The following is a 17,520-nucleotide window of genomic DNA, read 5'->3' as shown; positions in this document are numbered from 1 at the left end:
TCGCCATCTCCACCGTCCCCGCCGCCCGTTCGCCCGCCGGGATCCCGCCTGCCAGGTCCTCATCCACCGGCGTTCCCTCCCACGGGCATCGGCGCGGCAGAGCCGTACACGGCGGAACCACGCGCAACGGAACCGCGCACGGCGGAACCGCGTGCAGCAGAACCGCACACGGCGTCCGCCGCCGCCGCCGTACGACGGGCGAGGATCGCCTCGACCTGGGTGGCGTAGGTGTCCAGGCCCTCGGCGCCGCCGCCCGGCAGGCCCGTCAGCCCGGGCAGCAGGTCGCCGAAGGCGTTGACCTCGGCCACGGCGAAGCTCCGCCAGTTGACGCCGATCATCAGGTCGATCCCGACGGCCACGCTCCCCGGGAAGCACGCCGCCGCCCGGGAGGAGGTCCGCAGGACCCGCTCCCAGCCCTGAGCGCCCAGCCTGGCCCTGACCGCGGTGAGATCGCCGCGTTTGCCGCCCAGGTGCAGGTTGGTCATGGGAGCGCGGCCGGCGCGGACCACGGCATGGGTCGGCGTGCCGTCGACGACGACCACCCGCAGATCGATCGTCCGCCCGTCGAGGCTCGCCTTGGGAAACCACCGCTCCACGTGGAGGCCGTCACCGGCCAGCAGGTCGACGATCGTCGCCACGTCGGCCTCGTTCTCATAGGACCGCACCCGCAGCGAGTTGTGCAGCCCGTCGGAAGCCAGGTCCGCGGACGTCACCGCCTTGACCCGCGCTCCGGAGGCGTGCAGGGCGATGACCCCGGAGGCCGACGAGCCGTGGGCCGGCTTGACGAACACCCGCGCCCAGCCGGCCCGGTCCATCCGCGCGCGGAGCTCGGCGTAACCTCCGATCGGGCCGGGCAGCGCGGGTGGCACCGGAATCCCGGCCGCCGACAACCTCGCGTGGCACAACCGCTTGTCGAACATCACCGCGATCTCGCCGACGTCGGCGAGCAGCACGGCTCCGGGCGTCCGCTCGACGGCTTCACGGATCCGCGCCGTCCCGGCGGTGAAGGCCGCGTGCCAGGCGGCGCCGCCGCCGACCCGGGACGGCTCACCCGGGCCACGCAGTAACGCGTCGGCCCCGGCGTCCTCGCCGGGCGACTCGATCCGCACGAACGTCCCCGGCTCCAGACGGATGTCCTCACCCGTGAGCACCGAAATCCACGGGACGACCCGGGGCTCGCGCAGGCCGTACCGGACGCAGGCCGCGGCGAACATGGTCACCCGCCGCTCCCCCGGCGTGCCGACGACCGTCAGCACGCTCACTCCGACACCACCACATAACGCCAGTCGCCTTCGGACGAGGACTGAGCCTCTCCCAGCTCGACCTGGACTCCGGCGAGCGCCGCCCGCAGGCGTTCGCACATCGCCTCACCGAGGAAGTGATGGCGCAGGTCGAGCAGGCGAAGGTGGGTCAGCGGCTGGCCCGACAGCAGCGCCTCGGCGCCCTCGTCGGACAGGGTGCCCATCGACAGGGCCAGTGACTCCAGCCGCGCCACCACCGGCGCCGACGCCACCGCGGCCGCGATCTGGTCCTGGATCTCGCTGTCACGCAGGCCGAGTCTCCTGAGTGAGGGCAGTCCTTCGCCGGATAGGATTCCGCCGAGGTCGGCCACCGTCGCGTCCCCGCCGTAGCCGTCCGTTCCGAGCCAGAGCTCCAGGTGCTCCAGGCCGGGCAGGTCGCATTCGCCCACCGCGCGCACCACGTGCCCGGGGAGACCGCCCGACTCGAACCGGAGCACGTTGAGGGCCTCGTGGCGGACGGGGCGCAGCCGCAGCCCGTCACCTCCCTTGACCTCCAGCCGCTCCAGCCGGGGGTAGGCCTCCAGCAGCGGCGTGACGTCGGCCTGCCGGATCCAGGAGATCTCGCACACCTCGGACGGCATGCCGCCCAGGAAGATCGACCTCAGATTCGGAAACCTCCCGGCGTTCTCCGCGAAGAAGCCGATGACCTCCTCGGAGCTGACCTCGGTCGGCTCGTCCCACATGCTGATCACGATCGCCCGGGCCCGGGTCGCGTGAGGGGTGTCCACGAACCGCTCGCAGCCTCCCTCGTCACCGAACCCGAAGGTCAGCGACCAGGCGACGGCTCCGGGGTCCGACACGCTCCTCATCTCGTCGGGAAAGTCCGGATGCACCACCGGCAGTCCCGCGTAGTGGCGCCGCTCGTCGTAGAGGTGGATGGGCTCGGCGATGAAGCTCTGGCCGGGGTCGCCCCCGTCGTCGGTCATGAAATCCGGGTCGTCCCACTCGTCTTCGGCTGGATGGTCGTTCACGCGTTCACTCCGACACCGCGACGTAGCGCCAGTCGTCGTCTTCCTCTTCCTGCTCCGACAGGTCGACCTCGACGCCGGTGCCGGCGAAGGCGGCCTCGACGCGCTCGACCATGGCGTCGGTCAGGAAGTGGTGGTGCAGGTCCAGCCGCTTGAGGTGGGTCAGCGGCTGGCCGGACAGCAGCGCCTCGGCGCCCTCGTCGGTGAGCGTGCCCATCGACAGGGCCAGGGACTCCAGCCGCGCCACCACCGGCGCCGACGCCACCGCGGCGGCGATCTCGTCCTGGATCTCGCTGTCCTGCAGGCCCAGGTGCCGCAGGGCGGGCAGCCGCTCACCGGACAGGATTTCCGCCAGGTCGGCGACCGTGGCGTCTCCTGAGTATTCCGAGACGCCCAGCCACATCTCCAGACGCTCCAGCGCCGGCAGGTCGCTCTCCGCGACGGCGCGGACCACGCCGGCGGGCAGCCCGCCGCTTTCGAACCACAGCGTGCGCAGCGCCTCATGCCGGACCGGCCGCAGCCGGAGCCCGCTGCCACCGCGGACGTGCAACGTCTCCAGCCTCGGGAACGCTTCGAGCAGCGGGGTGAGGTCTCCGTGTTCTATCCAGGAGATCTCACTCTCCTCCGGCTCGATGTCGCCGATCATGATCGACCGCACGTTCGTCAGGCGGTCGGCCACCTCGCTCAGCAGGCGGATCGGAAGCTCGGAGGTGTTGCCCTCCCAGCCGGGCCCCCACCAGCCGACGACGATCTCGCGCACCCGGCCGAGGTCGCGGGTGGCGAGGAAATCGTCGAACGCCTGCCGGAGCGATGCCCCTGCCTTGTCATCGCCCGTCACATGGGCGTAGGAGTCGCCGCGCAGGTTCCATACGGCGCCGTGGCCGGGGTTGTCGTTGTTCATCTCGGTTCCTCTGGAGGAAAGGGGAAGGGGGATGCCGGCCTGCTCACCGACCGCCGACGCGGGACCGGCCGTCACCCGTCGAACTCACTGCGGTTCATCAGGGCTCCTGTCAGGCGAAACATGGCAGATCACGTCCTACCAGAGATCACCGACACTTCGTGAATCATGCAGGCGTGTGAGATCAAGGAAACCGGTCCGCGATGATGATAGTTATGAAAAACGGCCATATTCGGCTCGATTCGGCCCGCGGGCGCTGGGTCCTGCTCACCACCGTGCTCGGTTCGGGAATGGCGCTGCTGGACGGCACGGTCGTCAACGTGGCGTTGCCCGCGCTCGGTGAGAGCCTCGATGCCGACATGGCGGGCCTGCAGTGGACCGTCAACGCCTACACCCTCACCCTGGCGGGCCTGATCCTGCTGGGCGGCTCGCTCGGCGACCGGTACGGCAGGCGCAAGGTCTTCCTGATCGGCGTGGCCTGGTTCGCGCTCGCCTCGGCCCTGTGCGGGCTGGCGCCCAACGTGGAGATGCTGATCGCGGCCCGGGCGCTGCAGGGCGTCGGCGGGGCGCTGCTCACGCCGGGCTCCCTGGCCATCATCCAGGCGTCCTTCGTCCGGGAGGACCGGCCCCGGGCGATCGGAGCCTGGTCGGGGCTGGGCGGGGTGGCGGCGGCCGTCGGGCCGCTGCTCGGCGGATGGCTGGTGGAGACGGCCGGGTGGCGGTGGGTGTTCCTGATCAACCTGCCGCTGGCCGTGCTCGTGGTGGCGGTGGCCGCACGGCACGTGCCGGAGAGCAGGGACGTGACGGCCACCGGGCGGTTCGACGTGCTCGGCGCGGTGCTGGCCGCGCTGGCGCTGGCCGGGATCACCTACGGCCTGATCGGCCTGCAGCCGATCCCTCTCGTGGCGGGCTGCCTGCTGGGGGCGGCGTTCGTCTGGCTGCAGATCAGGCGCTCGCCCGACGCTCTGGTGCCGGTCGGGGTCTTCGCCTCGAAGGTGTTCACCGCGGTCAACCTCGTCACGTTCGTCATGTACGCCGCGATGGGCGTGGTGTTCTTCCTGCTCGTCGTCGAACTGCAGGTCGCGGCGGGTTTCTCCCCGGTGCTCGCCGGATCCTCGATGATCCCGATGACGATCCTGATGCTGCTGCTTTCCTCCCGGGCGGGTGAGCTGGCCAAGCGGATCGGCCCCCGGTTGCCGATGACCGGGGGCATCCTGATCTGCGCCGCCGCTCTGCTGCTGATGTCCAGGATCGGCCCGGGTTCGGACTACCTGACGGACGTGCTGCCCACGACGGCCCTGTTCGGCCTGGGAGTGTCGGCGGCGGTCGCGCCGCTCACCGCGACCGTGCTGGCCAGCGCCGAGGAGCGTTACGCGGGGGTGGCCAGCGGTGTCAACAACGCCGTCGCGCGCACCGGCGGCCTGCTGGCCGTCGCCGCGATCCCGCCGCTGGCCGGCCTGACCGGCGACGCCTTCCACGACCCGGTCGTCTTCACCACGGGATTCCACACGACGATGCTGATCAGCGCGGCGATGATGGCCGCCGCCGCGTTGATCGCCTTCCTGTCCATCCGCGAGAACGTCCTGGCGGACGTGCGGGAGCACGCGGCCGAGACGGAGGCGTGTACGGGCTGCCCGGTGCAGTCCCCCCAGCAGGGCATGTGAGTGCCGCTGCGGATCGCGCGGGCAGTGGTCAGTACCCGACGCACACCACGGTCCTGATCGTCTCCGGGTCGTCGAGGCGGTTGAGGACGCAGTCGGCCAGGTCGGCCCGGGACAGGGTGAGGCCGCCGCGGACGTTGCGGTCGAGCGAGGTGCGGTAGCGGCCCGTACGGGGACCGTCGGTCAGCCGGGGCGGGCGCACGATGGTCCAGTCGAGGTCGGCGGTGGCGCGGATCTCCTCCTCCATGATCCGCGTGTCCGCGAACGGGTGCCGCAGGAAGCGTTGCAGGAGGGGTTTGGCGACCAGCCGGGTGAACGGCCCATCCCCGCCGTCGGTGAACGCGCCGCTGGCGCTGACCACGATCAGCCGCCGCGCGCCGGTGTCCGCCATGGCGCCCAGGATGCCGCGGACGCCGGCGGCGCAGACGTCGGTCGGGGTCCGCGCGCTCGTGGAGCCGAGCGCCGACAGGACCGCGTCCCGGCCCTCGACGGCGGGTCCGACGGCGTTCGGGGAGCGCACGTCGGCGCGGATCACGGTCAGCCCGGGGTGGTCGGGGAAGGACAGCCGGGAGGACTCACGTGCCACGGCGGTCACCTCGTGCCCCGCGTCGAGCGCCTGCCGGACCAACTGCGTCCCCGTTCCGCCGCTCGCTCCGAAAACTGTCAACTTCATCGGAATCGCTCCTGCCCCCGGCCGGGGTTTCCCGGCCGGGATGACTGGGTGAGTGTTTGCTTACCCCTATCGTGAGTAAGCACTCACTCACCTGTCAAATGGGAGACACCCGTGCGGAGCACCAGAGAGCGGATCGTCGACGCCGCGGCACAGGTCATGCGCGACCAGGGGCTCGCCCGCGCCACCACCAAGGAGATCGCCAGAACGGCCGGCTGCTCCGAGGCGCTGCTGTACAAGCACTTTCGCGCCAAGGAGGACCTTTTCCTGGCGGTGCTCCAGGAGCGCGTGCCCGGCGGCCTGCCCCGCCTCCTGGCCGGCCTGGCGGATGAGGCGGGCCGGGACACGGTCGTGGGAACCCTGGAGAGGGTCGCGCACGCCGCGATCACGTTCTATGACGAGAGCTTCCCCATGGCGGCCTCGATCTTCTCCGAGCTGCGGCTTCTGGAGGGCTATCGCGCGGCGATGCGCGAGCGGGGCGCCGGACCGCAGACCGTCAACGCCGGTCTGGCCGCCTATCTCCGCGCCGAACAGGCCCTGGGCCGGGTCAGGCCGGAGGCCGACCCGGAGGCGGTCGCGGCGCTGCTGCTCGGCGCCTGCCTGCAGCACGCCTTCCTGCGCCACTTCTCCGACGTCGAGGCCCCCGCCGAGGCCGCGGGCCGGCTCGCCCGCAACCTCGCCGCAGGTCTGTGAGCCCCTCTCGGTGGACGGTCTCAGAAGGTGAAGGCCTGGCTCCGGACGCTGTTGTCGAAGTTGGAGACCAGCAGTTCCGGCTCGCCGACCGAGCGGATGTCCGGCAGCCGGGTGAGCAGCTCGCGGAACATCGCTTTGATCTCCTGGCGGGCGAGGTTGGCGCCCAGGCAGAAGTGCGGCCCCGGGCCGCCGAAGCCCACGTGTGACTTGGTGTCGCGGGTGATGTCGAACCGGTCGGGATCGGGGAAGACCTCCGCGTCACGGTTGGCCGAGCCGTAGAAGAGCACGACCTTGTCCCCCGCCTTCAGGCGCAGGCCGCGCAGGTCGTAGTCCTCGGTGACCGTGCGACGGAACTGCATGACGGGCGAGACGTGGCGGACCATCTCCTCGATCGCACCGCCGACGCGCGCGTCGAAGTCCTCCGTCAGCAGGCGCCGCTGCTCCGGATTGTCGGTGAGCAGCTTGATGCCGTGCGCCATGGTGTTGCGCGCCGTCTCGTTCCCCGCGACGAGCAGGAGGGCGAAGAACGACCCCAGCTCCCGGTCCGTCAGCCTCTCGCCGTCGATGTTGGCGGTGACCAGCGCCGAGACCAGGTCGTCCCGCGGCGTACCGGCGCGCTCCCGGCCGAGCCTGATCACCAGGCGCTGCAGGGCGAGCAGCGCGAACGTGTTGCGCGCGGCCATCCGGACGGTGTGCGCCAGGCTGGGCCGTATCCCGCTGTAGGCGGTGGAGACGTCCACGTGTTCGTGCACTTCGGCGCGCGCGTCGTCGGGAATCCCCATCATGTCGCAGATGACGTGGATGGGCAGCCGGGCGGCGATCTGGCGGACGAAGTCGCCGGGCCCGGCCGCCACCGCGTCGTCGACGATCCGCGCGCACGCCCTGTCGATGTCGCCTTGCAGGTTGCCCAGCATCTTCGGGCTGAACGCCCGGGAGACGATGCGGCGCAGCCGGGCGTGCCGGGGGTCGTCCATATTGACCATGGACTCGCCGAACACGTGCTTGACCCAGCCGGGCGGCTCGGGGCTGGAGACCCCGGGCTCGCTGGAGAACACCCTGGCGTTGCGGCTGGCCTCCACCACGTCGGCGTGCCGCACGAGCGCGTAGAAGCCCTTGCCCGAACGCAGCAGCGGCACCCGCCTCTCCTCGAAGAACACCGGCCGGTCCAAGTCCCGCAGGCGCGCGAACGCCTCGTGCCGCTCGTTCGGCGGGCGGCGCCAGAATCCCAGGTCGGCCAGGTCGATCTCCATGCCGTCAATCGTGACACGTTCCCCGCCGGGAATCCCGGCATGTTCTTTACCCGTACCGGCCATGTGGATTTCATATCCCGGTGGGCCGGATGTCCGAATATCCGGAAACCATTCCCCTATGAGAGCCGCGTTCCTCGCCTCCGCCGTACTCGTCCCCGCCTCCGCCGTACTCGCCGGCCTCCTTCTCCCCGTCTTCCCCGCCGCCGCCGGCGCCTGCTCCGGCGTCCCCTCCGACTTCGACGGCGACGGCCGGGCCGACCTCGCGGTGGCCGCGCCGTACACCTCCGTCGGCGGTCACGCCCGCGCCGGATCCGTCACCGTCCTGTACGGCATGCGCGACGACGCGCGACTCACCCAGGACGACGCCGGTGTGCCGGGCGAGGCGGAGACCGGCGACGCGTTCGGCGCGGCGCTGGCGGCCGGGGACTTCGACGGCGACCGCTGCGCCGACCTGGCCGTGGGCGTCTCCGAGGAGGACCGCTCCCGGCCGGGCGCCGACGGTGACGGCGTCGTGCAGCTCTTTCACGGCTCCCCCGAGGGCCTGCGCCCCGGCAGGGTGATCAGCGCCCGGGACCTGGGCCGCAGGCGCGGTCCCGACCGGTTCGGGGCCGCGCTCGCCGCCGGTGACCTCGACGGTGACGGCGACGACGAGCTGGCGATCGGCATCCCCGGTCTGGGCGGGGGCGGCGTCGGGATCTACGGGTTCGAGGGGCGCGGGCACCGGGTGATCGATCAGGACAGCGGCTGGGTCCGGCAGGGCGCGAAGGAGACCGACCAGTTCGGGGCGGTGCTCGCGGCCGGGGACTTCGACGGCGACGGCCGCGACGAGATCGCGGTGGGCGCGCCCGGCGACTCGATCCGGGAGCGCAACGGCCAGGGCTCGGTCACCGTGCTCGACGTTCGCCGCAGGAGGGCGACCCTGCTCACGCAGGACAGTCCGGGCGTCGCCGGCGTCGGTGAGGCCTGGGACTCCTTCGGGACGGCGCTGGCCACCGGGGATTTCGACGCCGACGGCCGCGACGATCTGGCGATCGGGGTGCCGGGCGAGGGGCTGACCGTCAACCAGCGGGCGATGGACTACGGCGACGGCACCGTCGACGTGGTCTACGGCTCGCGCGCCGGCCTGCGCGGCGCGCGCACGGAGGCCTGGTCGCAGCGCTCGCTCAAGGGCGAGCCCCGCTACTTCGACCGGTTCGGCGCCGCGCTGGCCGCCGGAGACCTCAACGGCGACGGGGACGACGAGCTGGTCGTGGGCGTGCCGGGGGAGAACGCCGTCCAGGTGCTGGCCGGCGGCCGTTCCGGCGGCCTGACCCGCAGGAACAACGTGCTGATCTCCGGCCGGGGCGGCGACTTCGGCGCCGCCCTCGCGACGATTCCGGGCCGGGGCCTGGTGGTGGCCGCCCCGGGCGACGGCAGGCTCACCCTGCTGCGGGGGCAGACGCGCAAGGGCGCGTATCCGGGCGTGCGCCCGGCGACGGGCAGGAGCCTCGCCGGCGCCGCCGGGAAGACGCTCTTCGGCTACGCGTTCACAGGACCCTCGAGCGCGCCTTGATGCCGCCGCGGATGTGTTTCTTCATCTCGCCGAGCCGGGCGCGGGGGTCGTCGGTGACGACCGCGCCGAACGTGACCGTGGCGGTGCCCCGGCGCGAGCCCACCCACGCACGGATCTTGACGGTCGTCGAGTCGCCCTTGTCGAGGGAGGAGATCCGGCAGGCCACGGCCGGCCGGTCGACGGAACACTTGACGCTGCGCGGCTTGCCGATCACTTTGATCTTGCGGAAATGGCTGGAGAACTTTCCGACGAGTGCCACGTAGTGCTGGCCGCGAGCCTTCCTGTTACGCACCTTGACGGTGTAGGTGAGGTATCCGCCCCGGTGGACGTACTTGGGGAAATAGACCTCGTAGCGGAAGGCGGCGGCGGACGTGGTGGCGGGGGCGGCCGCGGCGGCGGGGACCACCGTGAGCGCCGCGGTCGGGGCCAGTGCCGGGGTCAGGGCCGGGGTCAGGGTCGGGGCCGCGGTGAAGGAGGCGGCCGTGGCGGGACTCTGAACGAGGAGGGCGCCGCCCAGCGCGGCGGCGAGAGCCGCGGCGGTGAGCCTCATGGCGAGGTGACTCATACGCCGCATCATCTAACAAATCATCCGGAATTCCGCGTAATTAGATCAAGGAAGACCGGCCGGCCGGAATGGTGAACCGGGCGCCGGTCTTGGCGGGGGCGCCGCGGCGGCTGATGTAGTCCAGCGTGCGGAAATCGGCCCGCAGCTCATCGGAGGTCAGGCGGCAGACGATGTAGCCGCGCCGCTGGTCGAGGTAGGAGATGTGGGGGTTCTCCGCGAGGGTTTCGGCGATCCGCCCCCTGTCACGGTAGCCGTCGCCGTCGCTGGCCACCGACGAGGTGACGAGCTCCACCGCCACCCGGGGCGAGTCGGGGTCGTCGAAGTCGAGCCTGAGGTCGGCGGCGTGGTGCATGTGCGCGTCGCCGGTCAGCACGACCGGATTGGCCGCGCCGGAGTCCCGCAGGCCGGTGAGTAGGCGGGTGCGCTCGGCGGCGTAGCCGTCCCAGGAATCCATGTTGACCTCGGTGCCCGGTCCGATCTTGGAGTCGCGCTGGGCCATGAGGACCTGCTGGCCGATCAGGTTCCACCGGGCGCCGGAGGCGGCCAGCCCGTCCAGCAGCCAGCGCCGCTGGTCCTCGCCGAGCAGGGTGCGCCCGGTCGCGAGCCGGTCGTCGCAGCCGGACCTCAGCCCGTCCTCGCACGCCTGGTCATCGCGGAACTGCCGGGTGTCGAGCAGGTGGAACCGGGCCAGCGGCCCCCAGTCCACCCGGCGGTGGATCCGCATCGACGCCCCGCCGGGCAGGCTCGCCCGACGCAGCGGCATGTTCTCGTAGTAGGCCTGGAAGGCGTTGGCCCTGCGCCGGGCGAACCCCGGCAGGCCGTTGCTGGAGACGTCGCCGGCCCAGTTGTTCTCGATCTCGTGGTCGTCGAAGGCGACCAGCCAGGGCGCGACCGCGTGCGCGGCCTGCAGGTCGGCGTCGCTCTTGTACTGCGCGTGCCGCATCCGGTAGTCGGCCAGCGTGGCGCACTTGCCCTCGGTGTGCCGCCGGACGCTCCCGCCGAGCGCGGTGTAGCCCTGGGGCGCGTACTCGTACATGTAGTCGCCCAGGTGCACGACCAGGTCGGGATCCTGCTCGGCCAGCCTCCGGTACGCCGTGTAGTAGCCGTGCTCGTAGTGGGCGCAGGCGGCTATGGCCAGGGTGAGCGGGGACAGGACGGCCGGCGTGGTGCGGGTGCGCCCGATCCGCGACAGATGACCGTCGGCGCGGAAGCGGTAGAAGTACTCCCGGCCGGGCTCCAGCCCGTCCAGTTCGACGTGGACGCTGTGCGCCCGCTTCCACCGCGCGGTCTCGGTACCGCTGCGGACCACCTTCGCGAACCGCTCGTCGGTGGCGAGCTGCCATTCGACGTCCACGTCCCGGGCCGGCATCCCACCGTGCCCGTCCGGGCCCAGCGGGTCCGGGGCGAGCCTGGTCCACAGCACGAACCCGGCGCGCGACGGGTCGCCGGCCGCGATCCCGAGGGTGAACGGATCGCGGCCCAGGGCCCTGGGGGCGACGGCCGGGGCGAGGGCGGCCCCGGTGAGCAACAGGCCACCCGCACCCGCGGCGGCGACGGACAGGAACGCTCTGCGTGACGGCTTCTGCTCCACACCGCCAGTGCAACCCCTTCATCTGTCCCCGCTGTGGCCTGCGAATCAAGGCGGGGTGAACAGCCGTTGCACAGGCGAGCGGGCCACCCGCAGCCACCGGCGGCGGGTCAGCCCAGATACGGCTTCAGATGTTCGTTGAGCGCGCCGCAGCCCAGGTACTTCTCCACGGTGTGGAAGTCGAGCCAGTCCAGGTTGACCAGAGCCTCCTGATCGACCCCGGTGAAGCGCTCCCGCAGGGCCGCGGGGATGGCCGCGATGTCGTCCTTGTCGGCGACGTTGACCCAGCGCCCGACGGACGGCGGGCGCCGGCCCCGGCCGTTGACCGGGGTGGGCAGCAGACGCTCGAAGATCACGTTGCGCATGCCGAGCGGGCTGCCGAGGGTGATCAGCAGGTCCACCTTCAGGTCGGGGTTGGCCCAGAGCGTCTCGTAGGTCACCACGCTGCCGAGGGAGTGGGCGATCACCACTCTGGGCTGGTTGCGCCTGATCGTCCCCGCCACGGCCGCCCGCACCTTCGCCCGCGCCTCGCCGCCGGCGGCCATGTAGGCGGCGACCTCGGGACAGAAGAACCTGGCGAAGTCGGCCGCGTTGGTCTGCAGGCGGTCCAGCAGCCAGCCGGTCGCCAGGTGCAGCGCGCCGGTCAGCCTCTCCCCCACCGAGCCGAGCTGCCCGGCCCAGGCGACGAAGACCTCCTGGGCGGGGGTGTCCATGTTCTGCACGGCGCGGGGAGAGTCGTCCTTGTGCTCGCCCAGCAGGTGGGCGTAGTAGGCGATCTCGGTGATGTAGCGCTCCCTGGCGTACGGCCTGCCGCCGGTCAGGCCCCTGTGCAGGTAACGGTCCCACTTGTCGCGCACCGCGGCTGCGGCGCCGTCGACCGAGTTTCCGGCGTCGCGGTAATAGTGGTACTTGCCTATTCCGTGCACGCCGACGATTTTCCCCACGTGCCCCCGCCTCCCGTTCACCGGTTCGTACCATCTGCCCGAGTCACTATGACTTGCCCGGAGTCACTGTGGCGGAAGGAAACGAGCGCGACAAGACCATCGTCGTCAGCACGGCTTGAATGGGGCATAAATCGCTTGATGTATGGGTTTGCTCTCCCGTTATTCTGAACGCCCGTCCTGCGAAAAGGAGTCACCCGTCATGCCCGGTCCGCTTCAGATCAGCGGCTCGGTCTCCGTTCCCGAGACCGAGCTCCACTGGCGGTTCTCCCGTTCCTCGGGCCCCGGCGGGCAGGGCGTCAACACCACCGACAGCCGGGTCGAGCTCAGCTTCGACCTGGCCGCCACCGAGGCGTTCGGCCCGCTCCTCAGGGCCCGCGCCCTGGAACGCCTCGCCCCCCGCCTGGTGAACGGCGTCGTCACCATCGCCGCCTCGGAGTTCCGCTCCCAGCTGCGCAACCGCGAGGCCGCCGAGATGCGCCTGGCCCAGCTCCTGCGCGAGGCGATCGCCCCGCCACCCAAGAAGCGCCGCCCGACCAAACCCAGCAAGGGCGCCGTCGAGCGGCGGATCACCGCCAAGAAGCAGCGCTCCGACCTCAAGCGCCTGCGCCGCGACATCTGAACGCCGGAGCCCGGCAACGGCCGGGCTCCGGGAATGCCGCCGGGCTGGACATCGCGCCGCCGTACCGCGAGTATCTGTGTCGTAACCGTGAGTGAGTTCCCCCGGTCGGCTCAAGAGAGTAGGCGCGCTCATGCAGGCTTTCACCCTGCCCGACTTCTATATGCCGTATCCGGCGAGGATCAACCCCCACCTGGAACGCTCCCGCGAGCACAGTGCGGCCTGGGCCCGGCGGATGGGCATGCTCGACGCGCCCAAGCCCGGTGGTGGCGTCGTCTGGGACGAGACCGCGCTGGCCACGATGGACTATGCGCTGATGTGCGCCTACACCCACCCCGACTGCGACGGCCCGGTCCTGGACCTGATCACCGACTGGTACGTCTGGGTGTTCTTCTTCGACGACCACTTCCTGGAGCAGTTCAAACACTCCCGCGACCTCTCGGGGGCCAAGGCCCATCTGGACCGTCTCGAGCTGTTCATGACCGTCGAAGGGCAGGCGCCGCCCGAGCCGGAGAACCCGGCCGAGGCGGGGTTGAGGGACCTGTGGGAGCGCACGGTGCCGGCCATGTCGCACGGGTGGCGGCGACGCTTCATCACCAGCACGCACAACCTGATGGTGGAGTCGATGTGGGAGCTGGACAACATCGACCGCGGCCGGATCGCCAACCCGATCGAATACGTGCAGATGCGGCGCAGGGTCGGCGGGGCGCCGTGGTCGGCGAACCTCGTCGAGTACGCCGTCGGCGCGGAGATCCCCGATGGCCTCGCCGGGACGCGACCGATGCGGGTGCTGTCGGACACCTTCTCCGACGCGGTGCACCTGCGCAACGACCTGTTCTCCTACCAGCGCGAGGTCCAGCAGGAGGGCGAGAACTCCAACGCGGTGCTGGTCTTCGAGCGGTTCTTCGACTGCTCGACGCAGGAGGCCGCCGAGCTCGTCAACGACCTGCTGACCTCCCGGCTGCAGCAGTTCGAGAACACGGCGCTGATCGAGGTCCCGGCCCTGCTGGCCGAGCACGCGGTGCTCCCGCACGAGCAGGGCGGGGTCGCCGCCTACGTCAAGGGCCTGCAGGACTGGCAGTCCGGCGGGCACGAATGGCATGCCAGATCCAGCCGGTACATGAACGACGGAGCCGCCTCGGACTCCGCCGGCGTGCTGGGGGGACCGACCGGCCTGGGCACCTCCGCCGCCAGGCCGCTGCCCTCCCCCGCGACGCTGGGCCTGCGGCGGAGGATCCAGCAGCACTCCTACGTCCCGTTCCAGCCGGTGGGCCATCTGCCGCCGCCCGACCTCTACATGCCCTACCCGGTCCGCACCAGCCCCCACCTGGACGCCGCACGGCGTTACGCGGTCGGCTGGGCCCGGCGGATGGGCATGTTCGACTCGGTGCCGGGAATGGAGCATGGCGGTCTGTGGGACGAGCGGCGCTTCATCGGCTTCGACTTCGCGCACTGCGCCGCGATGATCCACGCCGATGCGAGCCCCGAGCAGCTCAACCTGTCATCGGACTGGCTGGCCTGGGGCACCTACGGCGACGACTACTTCCCCGCGGTCTTCGGGGCCAGGCGCGACCTGATGGCCGCGAAGCTGTGCGACGAACGGCTGGCGGCGTTCATGCCGCTGGACGGCGAACCCACCCCGGAGCCGGCCAACCCGATCGAGCGGGGCCTGGAGGACCTGTGGCGGCGCACCGCGGGGCCGATGACGGCGACCGCCCGGCGACAGTTCCGCGAGACGGTCGAGAGCATGACCTCCAGCTGGTTGTGGGAGCTGGCCAACCAGGCCCAGAATCGCGTCCCCGACCCGGTCGACTACATCGAGATGCGCCGCAGGACGTTCGGGGCGGACATGACGATGAGCCTGGCCCGGCTCTCCCACTCCGACGTGGTCCCCGCCGAGCTCTACGAGACACGGGTCATCCGCGAGCTGGACACCGCGGCACAGGACTACGCCGCCTTCACCAACGACCTGTTCTCCTACCAGAAGGAGATCGAGTTCGAAGGCGAGGTCCACAACCTCGTCCTGGTCGTGGAAAACTTCCTGGACGTGGACCGATGGACGGCGCGTGACATCGTGGCCGACCTGATGGGGGCACGGATGCGGCAGTTCGAGCACATCGTCGCCACCGGCCTGCCGGCGTTGTTCGACGACTTCGCCCTCGACGAGCGGGTCCGCGACATCCTCACCCGCCACGCCGACGACCTCAAGGAGTGGATGTCGGGAATCCTGGAGTGGCACCGCGGGTGCGCGCGCTACACCGAGGCCGAGCTCCGGCGCCGCCGGACCCCGGACACGCCGGCGGTCTCCCGGTTCCTGCCCACGGGGCTGGGCACTTCGGCGGTGCGGATCCCGGCACCGGCCAGGACGGTCGGGCCCGGCGGCCTCGGCGGGCGGTCGCAGCGGGTGTGAGCAGGACGGGGAGGGCGTGAACGGGCCGGCGCGGACGTGAGGGCCGGCACGAACGTGAACGAGTGTGAGCAGGACGGCGCGAATGTGTGGGCCGGCACCAGCGTGAACGGGTCGTACGGGCACGGGTCGTACGGGCGTGGGCACGGGCGACGCGGGAAGAATCGCCGGGGCACGGTGACACAATGAACAGATGTCTCTCGTCCCCAGCGTCCGCGCCGTCCTCATCGACGACGACCGGCTCGTGCTGTTCCGGCGCACGGTTCCCGGTGAGGAGCTCTACTGGTCGATCCCGGGAGGTCACGTCGAGCCCGAGGACGCCTCCCTGGAGGACACCCTCCACCGCGAGGTCCTGGAGGAGCTCGGGGCCACCGTCTCCGGCGTCACCCCGCTGACCACGCTCGAATGCGTCCGCGAGGAGGGCGTCAAGACCCAGCACGTCTACGGCTGCCGCCTGGTCTCCATGGATCCGGCGCTGCGTTGCGGCCCCGAGTTCAACGACCCCGCCCGCGGCCTCTACGAGGTGGTACGGCTGCCGCTGGACCCCGCCGAGATCACCGCGATCAATCTGATCCCCCGTGAACTCGGGGCCTACCTGGCCGACCACATCAGCAGGCTGCCCGAGCTGATCTCGTGACGCGTGGCCGCGGGACCCGGGCCGGGCGGTCGTCGCGGCGCGACCCCGGCCACGGGCGATCGTCACGGTGCGGGCCTGGCCTCGGCCCCGGGCGGTCGTCGCGGGCCCGGCCCCGGGTGGATCAGCCGGGCAGGCAGCCGGGTACGCCGTGGCCCGCGCCGCGTCTGAAGGCGGACATCCGCTGGGCGGCGGTTCCGTGGTCGCTGACGTCCGTCCACGGCGTCTCGTCGCCCAGTCTCCGGTGCACCTGCTCGATCTCCTCCAGGTCGCCCCTTTCGAACCGCAGGTTCCCGTCCGCCGCCGCGCCGTACAGGGCGGCTCCCGCCAGACAGTCGGCCTGGAGCTCGTAGGTCCGCAGGACCAGCGATCGCTTGAGCCGCCGCTGCACGGCGTGGCCCCATTCGTGGGCGATGACCAGATACACCCATGCGTCTCCGAACCGGTAGCCGTCCTCCATGAGGCCGACGTCCCACGCGATGTAGTCGCCGTCACGGCAATACCACGCGTTGCCGTAGTCGAGGCGCCTGCCGCCGCAGAAAGGCGGTTTCCTGCCGCCGCTCCGGTAACCGCCGAAAACGCCGGGGGGTGAATAGCGGCCGGTGAAGAACTGCGACCAATGGCTCGCCCAGTAGCGGTTGACCACGTAGACGGCCGTGGCGATGTCGGTGTCCATGTCGTCCGCCCGCCGTACGGACGCCGAGGCGACTGCGCCGCCCGCGCCAACGGAGATCAGGGCCGATACGGCGAGCACCAGCCAGACCGTCCTCCATCGCCGCATGCTCACGACCGCCTCTCTTCGGCCCCCGATCCTGCCTAGACGGTAAACGCGAAGACCGCGTCGCGGAAGGGATAAACACGATTCATATCGATATATCGAGAAGCGGGTATGAATCTCGCGCTATGCGCTATAAGTCGTTTGCATGCCCGTACGAGGCCTCAGCGGCCGCCATTCTTTCCGGCGGTGATTATCGCGAGGGCCGCTGGAGCCGGGCCGGGCTCCAGCCGGGTCGGTGAACGCCGCGAGGTCACCCGGCCGGATCGGCTCGACCTCCACCCGGGATCCGGACGCGTCACGGAGCCGGAGGAGACACGCGCGGAGCTCAGTGCCGCCGGTCCTCCATCTCCCACAGGTGGTCGATGACGTGCCAGGCGATCCGGCGGGCGGCGTAGCGGGCGGGCCAGCCGCCGGAGACCGCCGGGGCGCCGTCCGAGGGCCGGGCCAGCACCTCCACGAGCTCCGCGCGCATGGCCGCCGAGCCGGAGGCGTCACGGAACGGCCTGTGTCGCACGCCGATCTTGCGGGCGTACGCGCGCTCGGCTTCGACCACATGGGCGACCATCTTGTCCCGGTCCCTGCCGCCGCCGCGCGGCCCCTTCCTCAACTCCTCCGGCGAACCCGCCGCGGCCTCGTCGAAGAGCTCCCACGCCGCCCTGACCAGCGCGACGGTGCGCTCGGCCTCGGCGGCGCCGACGGGCTCGCCGTCCAGCTCGGGGATCGCCTCGATCGCCCCGAAGTCGGTGGTCGAGCCTCCCGGGGCCCGCTCCACGACCACCGGATCACCGGGCTCGAACGCCAGCCCGGCCCGCTCGGCGATGACCCGGTAGCGGGGTGCGTAGTCCGCCAGCGCGTCCAGCGCGAGCGGTTCGGACCCGCCGATGCGGCACCACCCCGGCCACTCGACGGAGCAGGCGAAGACCTTCTTCGGACCGATTTCCAGGTAGACGTTCGTCATACCTGGCAGCATCGCAGCAGTGCCTGACATCTCCTGT

Annotated in this window: 15 protein-coding genes and 1 pseudogene; 6 read left to right on the top strand and 10 right to left on the bottom strand. The window is 71.2% G+C overall.

Going from position 1 to position 17,520, the window contains the following annotated elements; all coding sequences use genetic code 11:
* Nucleotides 1-59: 59 nt before the first annotated feature.
* The 3 genes from ACQPYK_RS16910 to ACQPYK_RS16900 are packed head-to-tail and all read right to left on the bottom strand — an operon-like array spanning nt 60 to nt 3,170.
* Entirely contained in the window at nt 60-1,262 is a 1,203-nt protein-coding gene (locus ACQPYK_RS16910; RefSeq protein ID WP_433256261.1) for an STM4014 family protein, read from the bottom strand.
* A complete protein-coding gene (locus ACQPYK_RS16905) occupies nt 1,259-2,272 on the bottom strand; it encodes an STM4015 family protein (protein WP_433256259.1) in 1,014 nt (337 codons plus the stop codon). Before ACQPYK_RS16905 ends, ACQPYK_RS16910 begins: the two co-directional genes overlap by 4 nt.
* 4 nt (nt 2,273-2,276) lie before the next feature.
* Nucleotides 2,277-3,170, bottom strand: a complete 894-nt coding sequence (locus ACQPYK_RS16900; protein WP_433256258.1) for an STM4015 family protein — start codon at nt 3,168-3,170, stop codon at nt 2,277-2,279.
* A 212-nt stretch (nt 3,171-3,382) separates the two neighbouring features.
* Between ACQPYK_RS16900 and ACQPYK_RS16895 the strand changes: the two genes are divergently transcribed.
* Nucleotides 3,383-4,831 carry an MFS transporter gene (locus ACQPYK_RS16895; RefSeq protein ID WP_433256256.1) on the top strand — a complete coding sequence of 483 codons (1,449 nt, stop codon included), beginning with the start codon at nt 3,383-3,385 and terminating at the stop codon, nt 4,829-4,831.
* 28 nt (nt 4,832-4,859) lie between these two features.
* Here the strand turns inward: ACQPYK_RS16895 and ACQPYK_RS16890 are convergent, their stop codons facing one another.
* Complete coding sequence (locus ACQPYK_RS16890) at nt 4,860-5,501, bottom strand: NAD(P)-dependent oxidoreductase (protein WP_433256255.1); 642 nt, start codon at nt 5,499-5,501, stop codon at nt 4,860-4,862.
* A 111-nt stretch (nt 5,502-5,612) separates the two neighbouring features.
* On the opposite strand from ACQPYK_RS16890, the gene ACQPYK_RS16885 reads away from it, so the two are divergent.
* Nucleotides 5,613-6,191: a TetR/AcrR family transcriptional regulator gene (locus tag ACQPYK_RS16885; protein ID WP_433256253.1), complete on the top strand. Its 579-nt coding sequence runs from the start codon at nt 5,613-5,615 to the stop codon at nt 6,189-6,191.
* Nucleotides 6,192-6,211: 20 nt separating this feature from the next.
* Here ACQPYK_RS16885 and ACQPYK_RS16880 read toward each other — a convergent pair whose 3' ends face one another.
* Complete coding sequence (locus tag ACQPYK_RS16880) at nt 6,212-7,441, bottom strand: cytochrome P450 (RefSeq protein WP_433256251.1); 1,230 nt, start codon at nt 7,439-7,441, stop codon at nt 6,212-6,214.
* Nucleotides 7,442-7,559: 118 nt separating this feature from the next.
* Between ACQPYK_RS16880 and ACQPYK_RS16875 the strand changes: the two genes are divergently transcribed.
* Entirely contained in the window at nt 7,560-8,993 is a 1,434-nt protein-coding gene (locus ACQPYK_RS16875; RefSeq protein ID WP_433256250.1) for an FG-GAP repeat protein, read from the top strand.
* Here ACQPYK_RS16875 and ACQPYK_RS16870 read toward each other — a convergent pair.
* The 3 genes from ACQPYK_RS16870 to ACQPYK_RS16860 all read right to left on the bottom strand — a co-directional run bounded on the left by ACQPYK_RS16870 (nt 8,968) and on the right by ACQPYK_RS16860 (nt 12,090).
* Entirely contained in the window at nt 8,968-9,558 is a 591-nt protein-coding gene (locus tag ACQPYK_RS16870) for a hypothetical protein (RefSeq protein ID WP_433256248.1), read from the bottom strand. The genes ACQPYK_RS16875 and ACQPYK_RS16870 overlap by 26 nt on opposite strands.
* 40 nt (nt 9,559-9,598) lie before the next feature.
* Nucleotides 9,599-11,149, bottom strand: coding sequence for an alkaline phosphatase D family protein (locus ACQPYK_RS16865; RefSeq protein WP_433256247.1), 1,551 nt, complete (start codon nt 11,147-11,149; stop codon nt 9,599-9,601).
* A gap of 107 nt (nt 11,150-11,256) precedes the next feature.
* Nucleotides 11,257-12,090: a hypothetical protein gene (locus tag ACQPYK_RS16860; protein WP_433256246.1), complete on the bottom strand. Its 834-nt coding sequence runs from the start codon at nt 12,088-12,090 to the stop codon at nt 11,257-11,259.
* Nucleotides 12,091-12,322: 232 nt separating this feature from the next.
* On the opposite strand from ACQPYK_RS16860, the pseudogene arfB reads away from it, so the two are divergent.
* From arfB to ACQPYK_RS16845, 3 genes and pseudogenes are all read left to right on the top strand, one after another.
* Nucleotides 12,323-12,709 (top strand): annotated as a pseudogene (gene arfB, locus ACQPYK_RS16855) (alternative ribosome rescue aminoacyl-tRNA hydrolase ArfB); the annotation flags it as partial.
* Between the two features lie 130 nt (nt 12,710-12,839).
* Nucleotides 12,840-15,116 (top strand): family 2 encapsulin nanocompartment cargo protein terpene cyclase, encoded by a 2,277-nt coding sequence (locus ACQPYK_RS16850; RefSeq protein WP_433256244.1) that lies wholly within the window; start codon nt 12,840-12,842, stop codon nt 15,114-15,116.
* 190 nt (nt 15,117-15,306) lie between these two features.
* Nucleotides 15,307-15,750, top strand: coding sequence for an NUDIX hydrolase (locus tag ACQPYK_RS16845; RefSeq protein WP_433256242.1), 444 nt, complete (start codon nt 15,307-15,309; stop codon nt 15,748-15,750).
* Between the two features lie 121 nt (nt 15,751-15,871).
* Here ACQPYK_RS16845 and ACQPYK_RS16840 read toward each other — a convergent pair whose 3' ends face one another.
* Both ACQPYK_RS16840 and ACQPYK_RS16835 read right to left on the bottom strand, forming a co-directional pair.
* The gene (locus ACQPYK_RS16840; protein WP_433258820.1) at nt 15,872-16,528 is read right to left on the bottom strand and encodes a neutral zinc metallopeptidase; all 657 of its coding nucleotides are present in this window, start codon (nt 16,526-16,528) and stop codon (nt 15,872-15,874) included.
* A 322-nt stretch (nt 16,529-16,850) separates the two neighbouring features.
* Nucleotides 16,851-17,483 (bottom strand): hypothetical protein, encoded by a 633-nt coding sequence (locus tag ACQPYK_RS16835; RefSeq protein ID WP_433256240.1) that lies wholly within the window; start codon nt 17,481-17,483, stop codon nt 16,851-16,853.
* Between the last annotated feature and the right edge of the window lie 37 nt (nt 17,484-17,520).

It is taken from the genome of Streptosporangium sp. CA-135522, from assembly GCF_050949235.1.
Lineage (GTDB): Bacteria > Actinomycetota > Actinomycetes > Streptosporangiales > Streptosporangiaceae > Streptosporangium.
Note: the sequence above shows the minus strand (reverse complement) of the source record. Positions and strands in the feature narration are given on the sequence as shown.

What these genes read in the sequence shown, in the direction of transcription:
- ACQPYK_RS16895 (WP_433256256.1), top strand. Translation starts at nt 3,383, where the DNA reads ATGAAAAACGGCCATATTCGGCTCGATTCGGCCCGCGGGCGCTGGGTC.
- ACQPYK_RS16835 (WP_433256240.1), bottom strand. Translation starts at nt 17,483, where the DNA reads ATGACGAACGTCTACCTGGAAATCGGTCCGAAGAAGGTCTTCGCCTGC.
- ACQPYK_RS16880 (WP_433256251.1), bottom strand. Translation starts at nt 7,441, where the DNA reads ATGGAGATCGACCTGGCCGACCTGGGATTCTGGCGCCGCCCGCCGAAC.
- ACQPYK_RS16850 (WP_433256244.1), top strand. Translation starts at nt 12,840, where the DNA reads ATGCAGGCTTTCACCCTGCCCGACTTCTATATGCCGTATCCGGCGAGG.
- ACQPYK_RS16890 (WP_433256255.1), bottom strand. Translation starts at nt 5,501, where the DNA reads ATGAAGTTGACAGTTTTCGGAGCGAGCGGCGGAACGGGGACGCAGTTG.
- ACQPYK_RS16870 (WP_433256248.1), bottom strand. Translation starts at nt 9,558, where the DNA reads ATGAGTCACCTCGCCATGAGGCTCACCGCCGCGGCTCTCGCCGCCGCG.
- ACQPYK_RS16840 (WP_433258820.1), bottom strand. Translation starts at nt 16,528, where the DNA reads ATGCGGCGATGGAGGACGGTCTGGCTGGTGCTCGCCGTATCGGCCCTG.
- ACQPYK_RS16845 (WP_433256242.1), top strand. Translation starts at nt 15,307, where the DNA reads ATGTCTCTCGTCCCCAGCGTCCGCGCCGTCCTCATCGACGACGACCGG.
- ACQPYK_RS16875 (WP_433256250.1), top strand. Translation starts at nt 7,560, where the DNA reads ATGAGAGCCGCGTTCCTCGCCTCCGCCGTACTCGTCCCCGCCTCCGCC.
- ACQPYK_RS16900 (WP_433256258.1), bottom strand. Translation starts at nt 3,170, where the DNA reads ATGAACAACGACAACCCCGGCCACGGCGCCGTATGGAACCTGCGCGGC.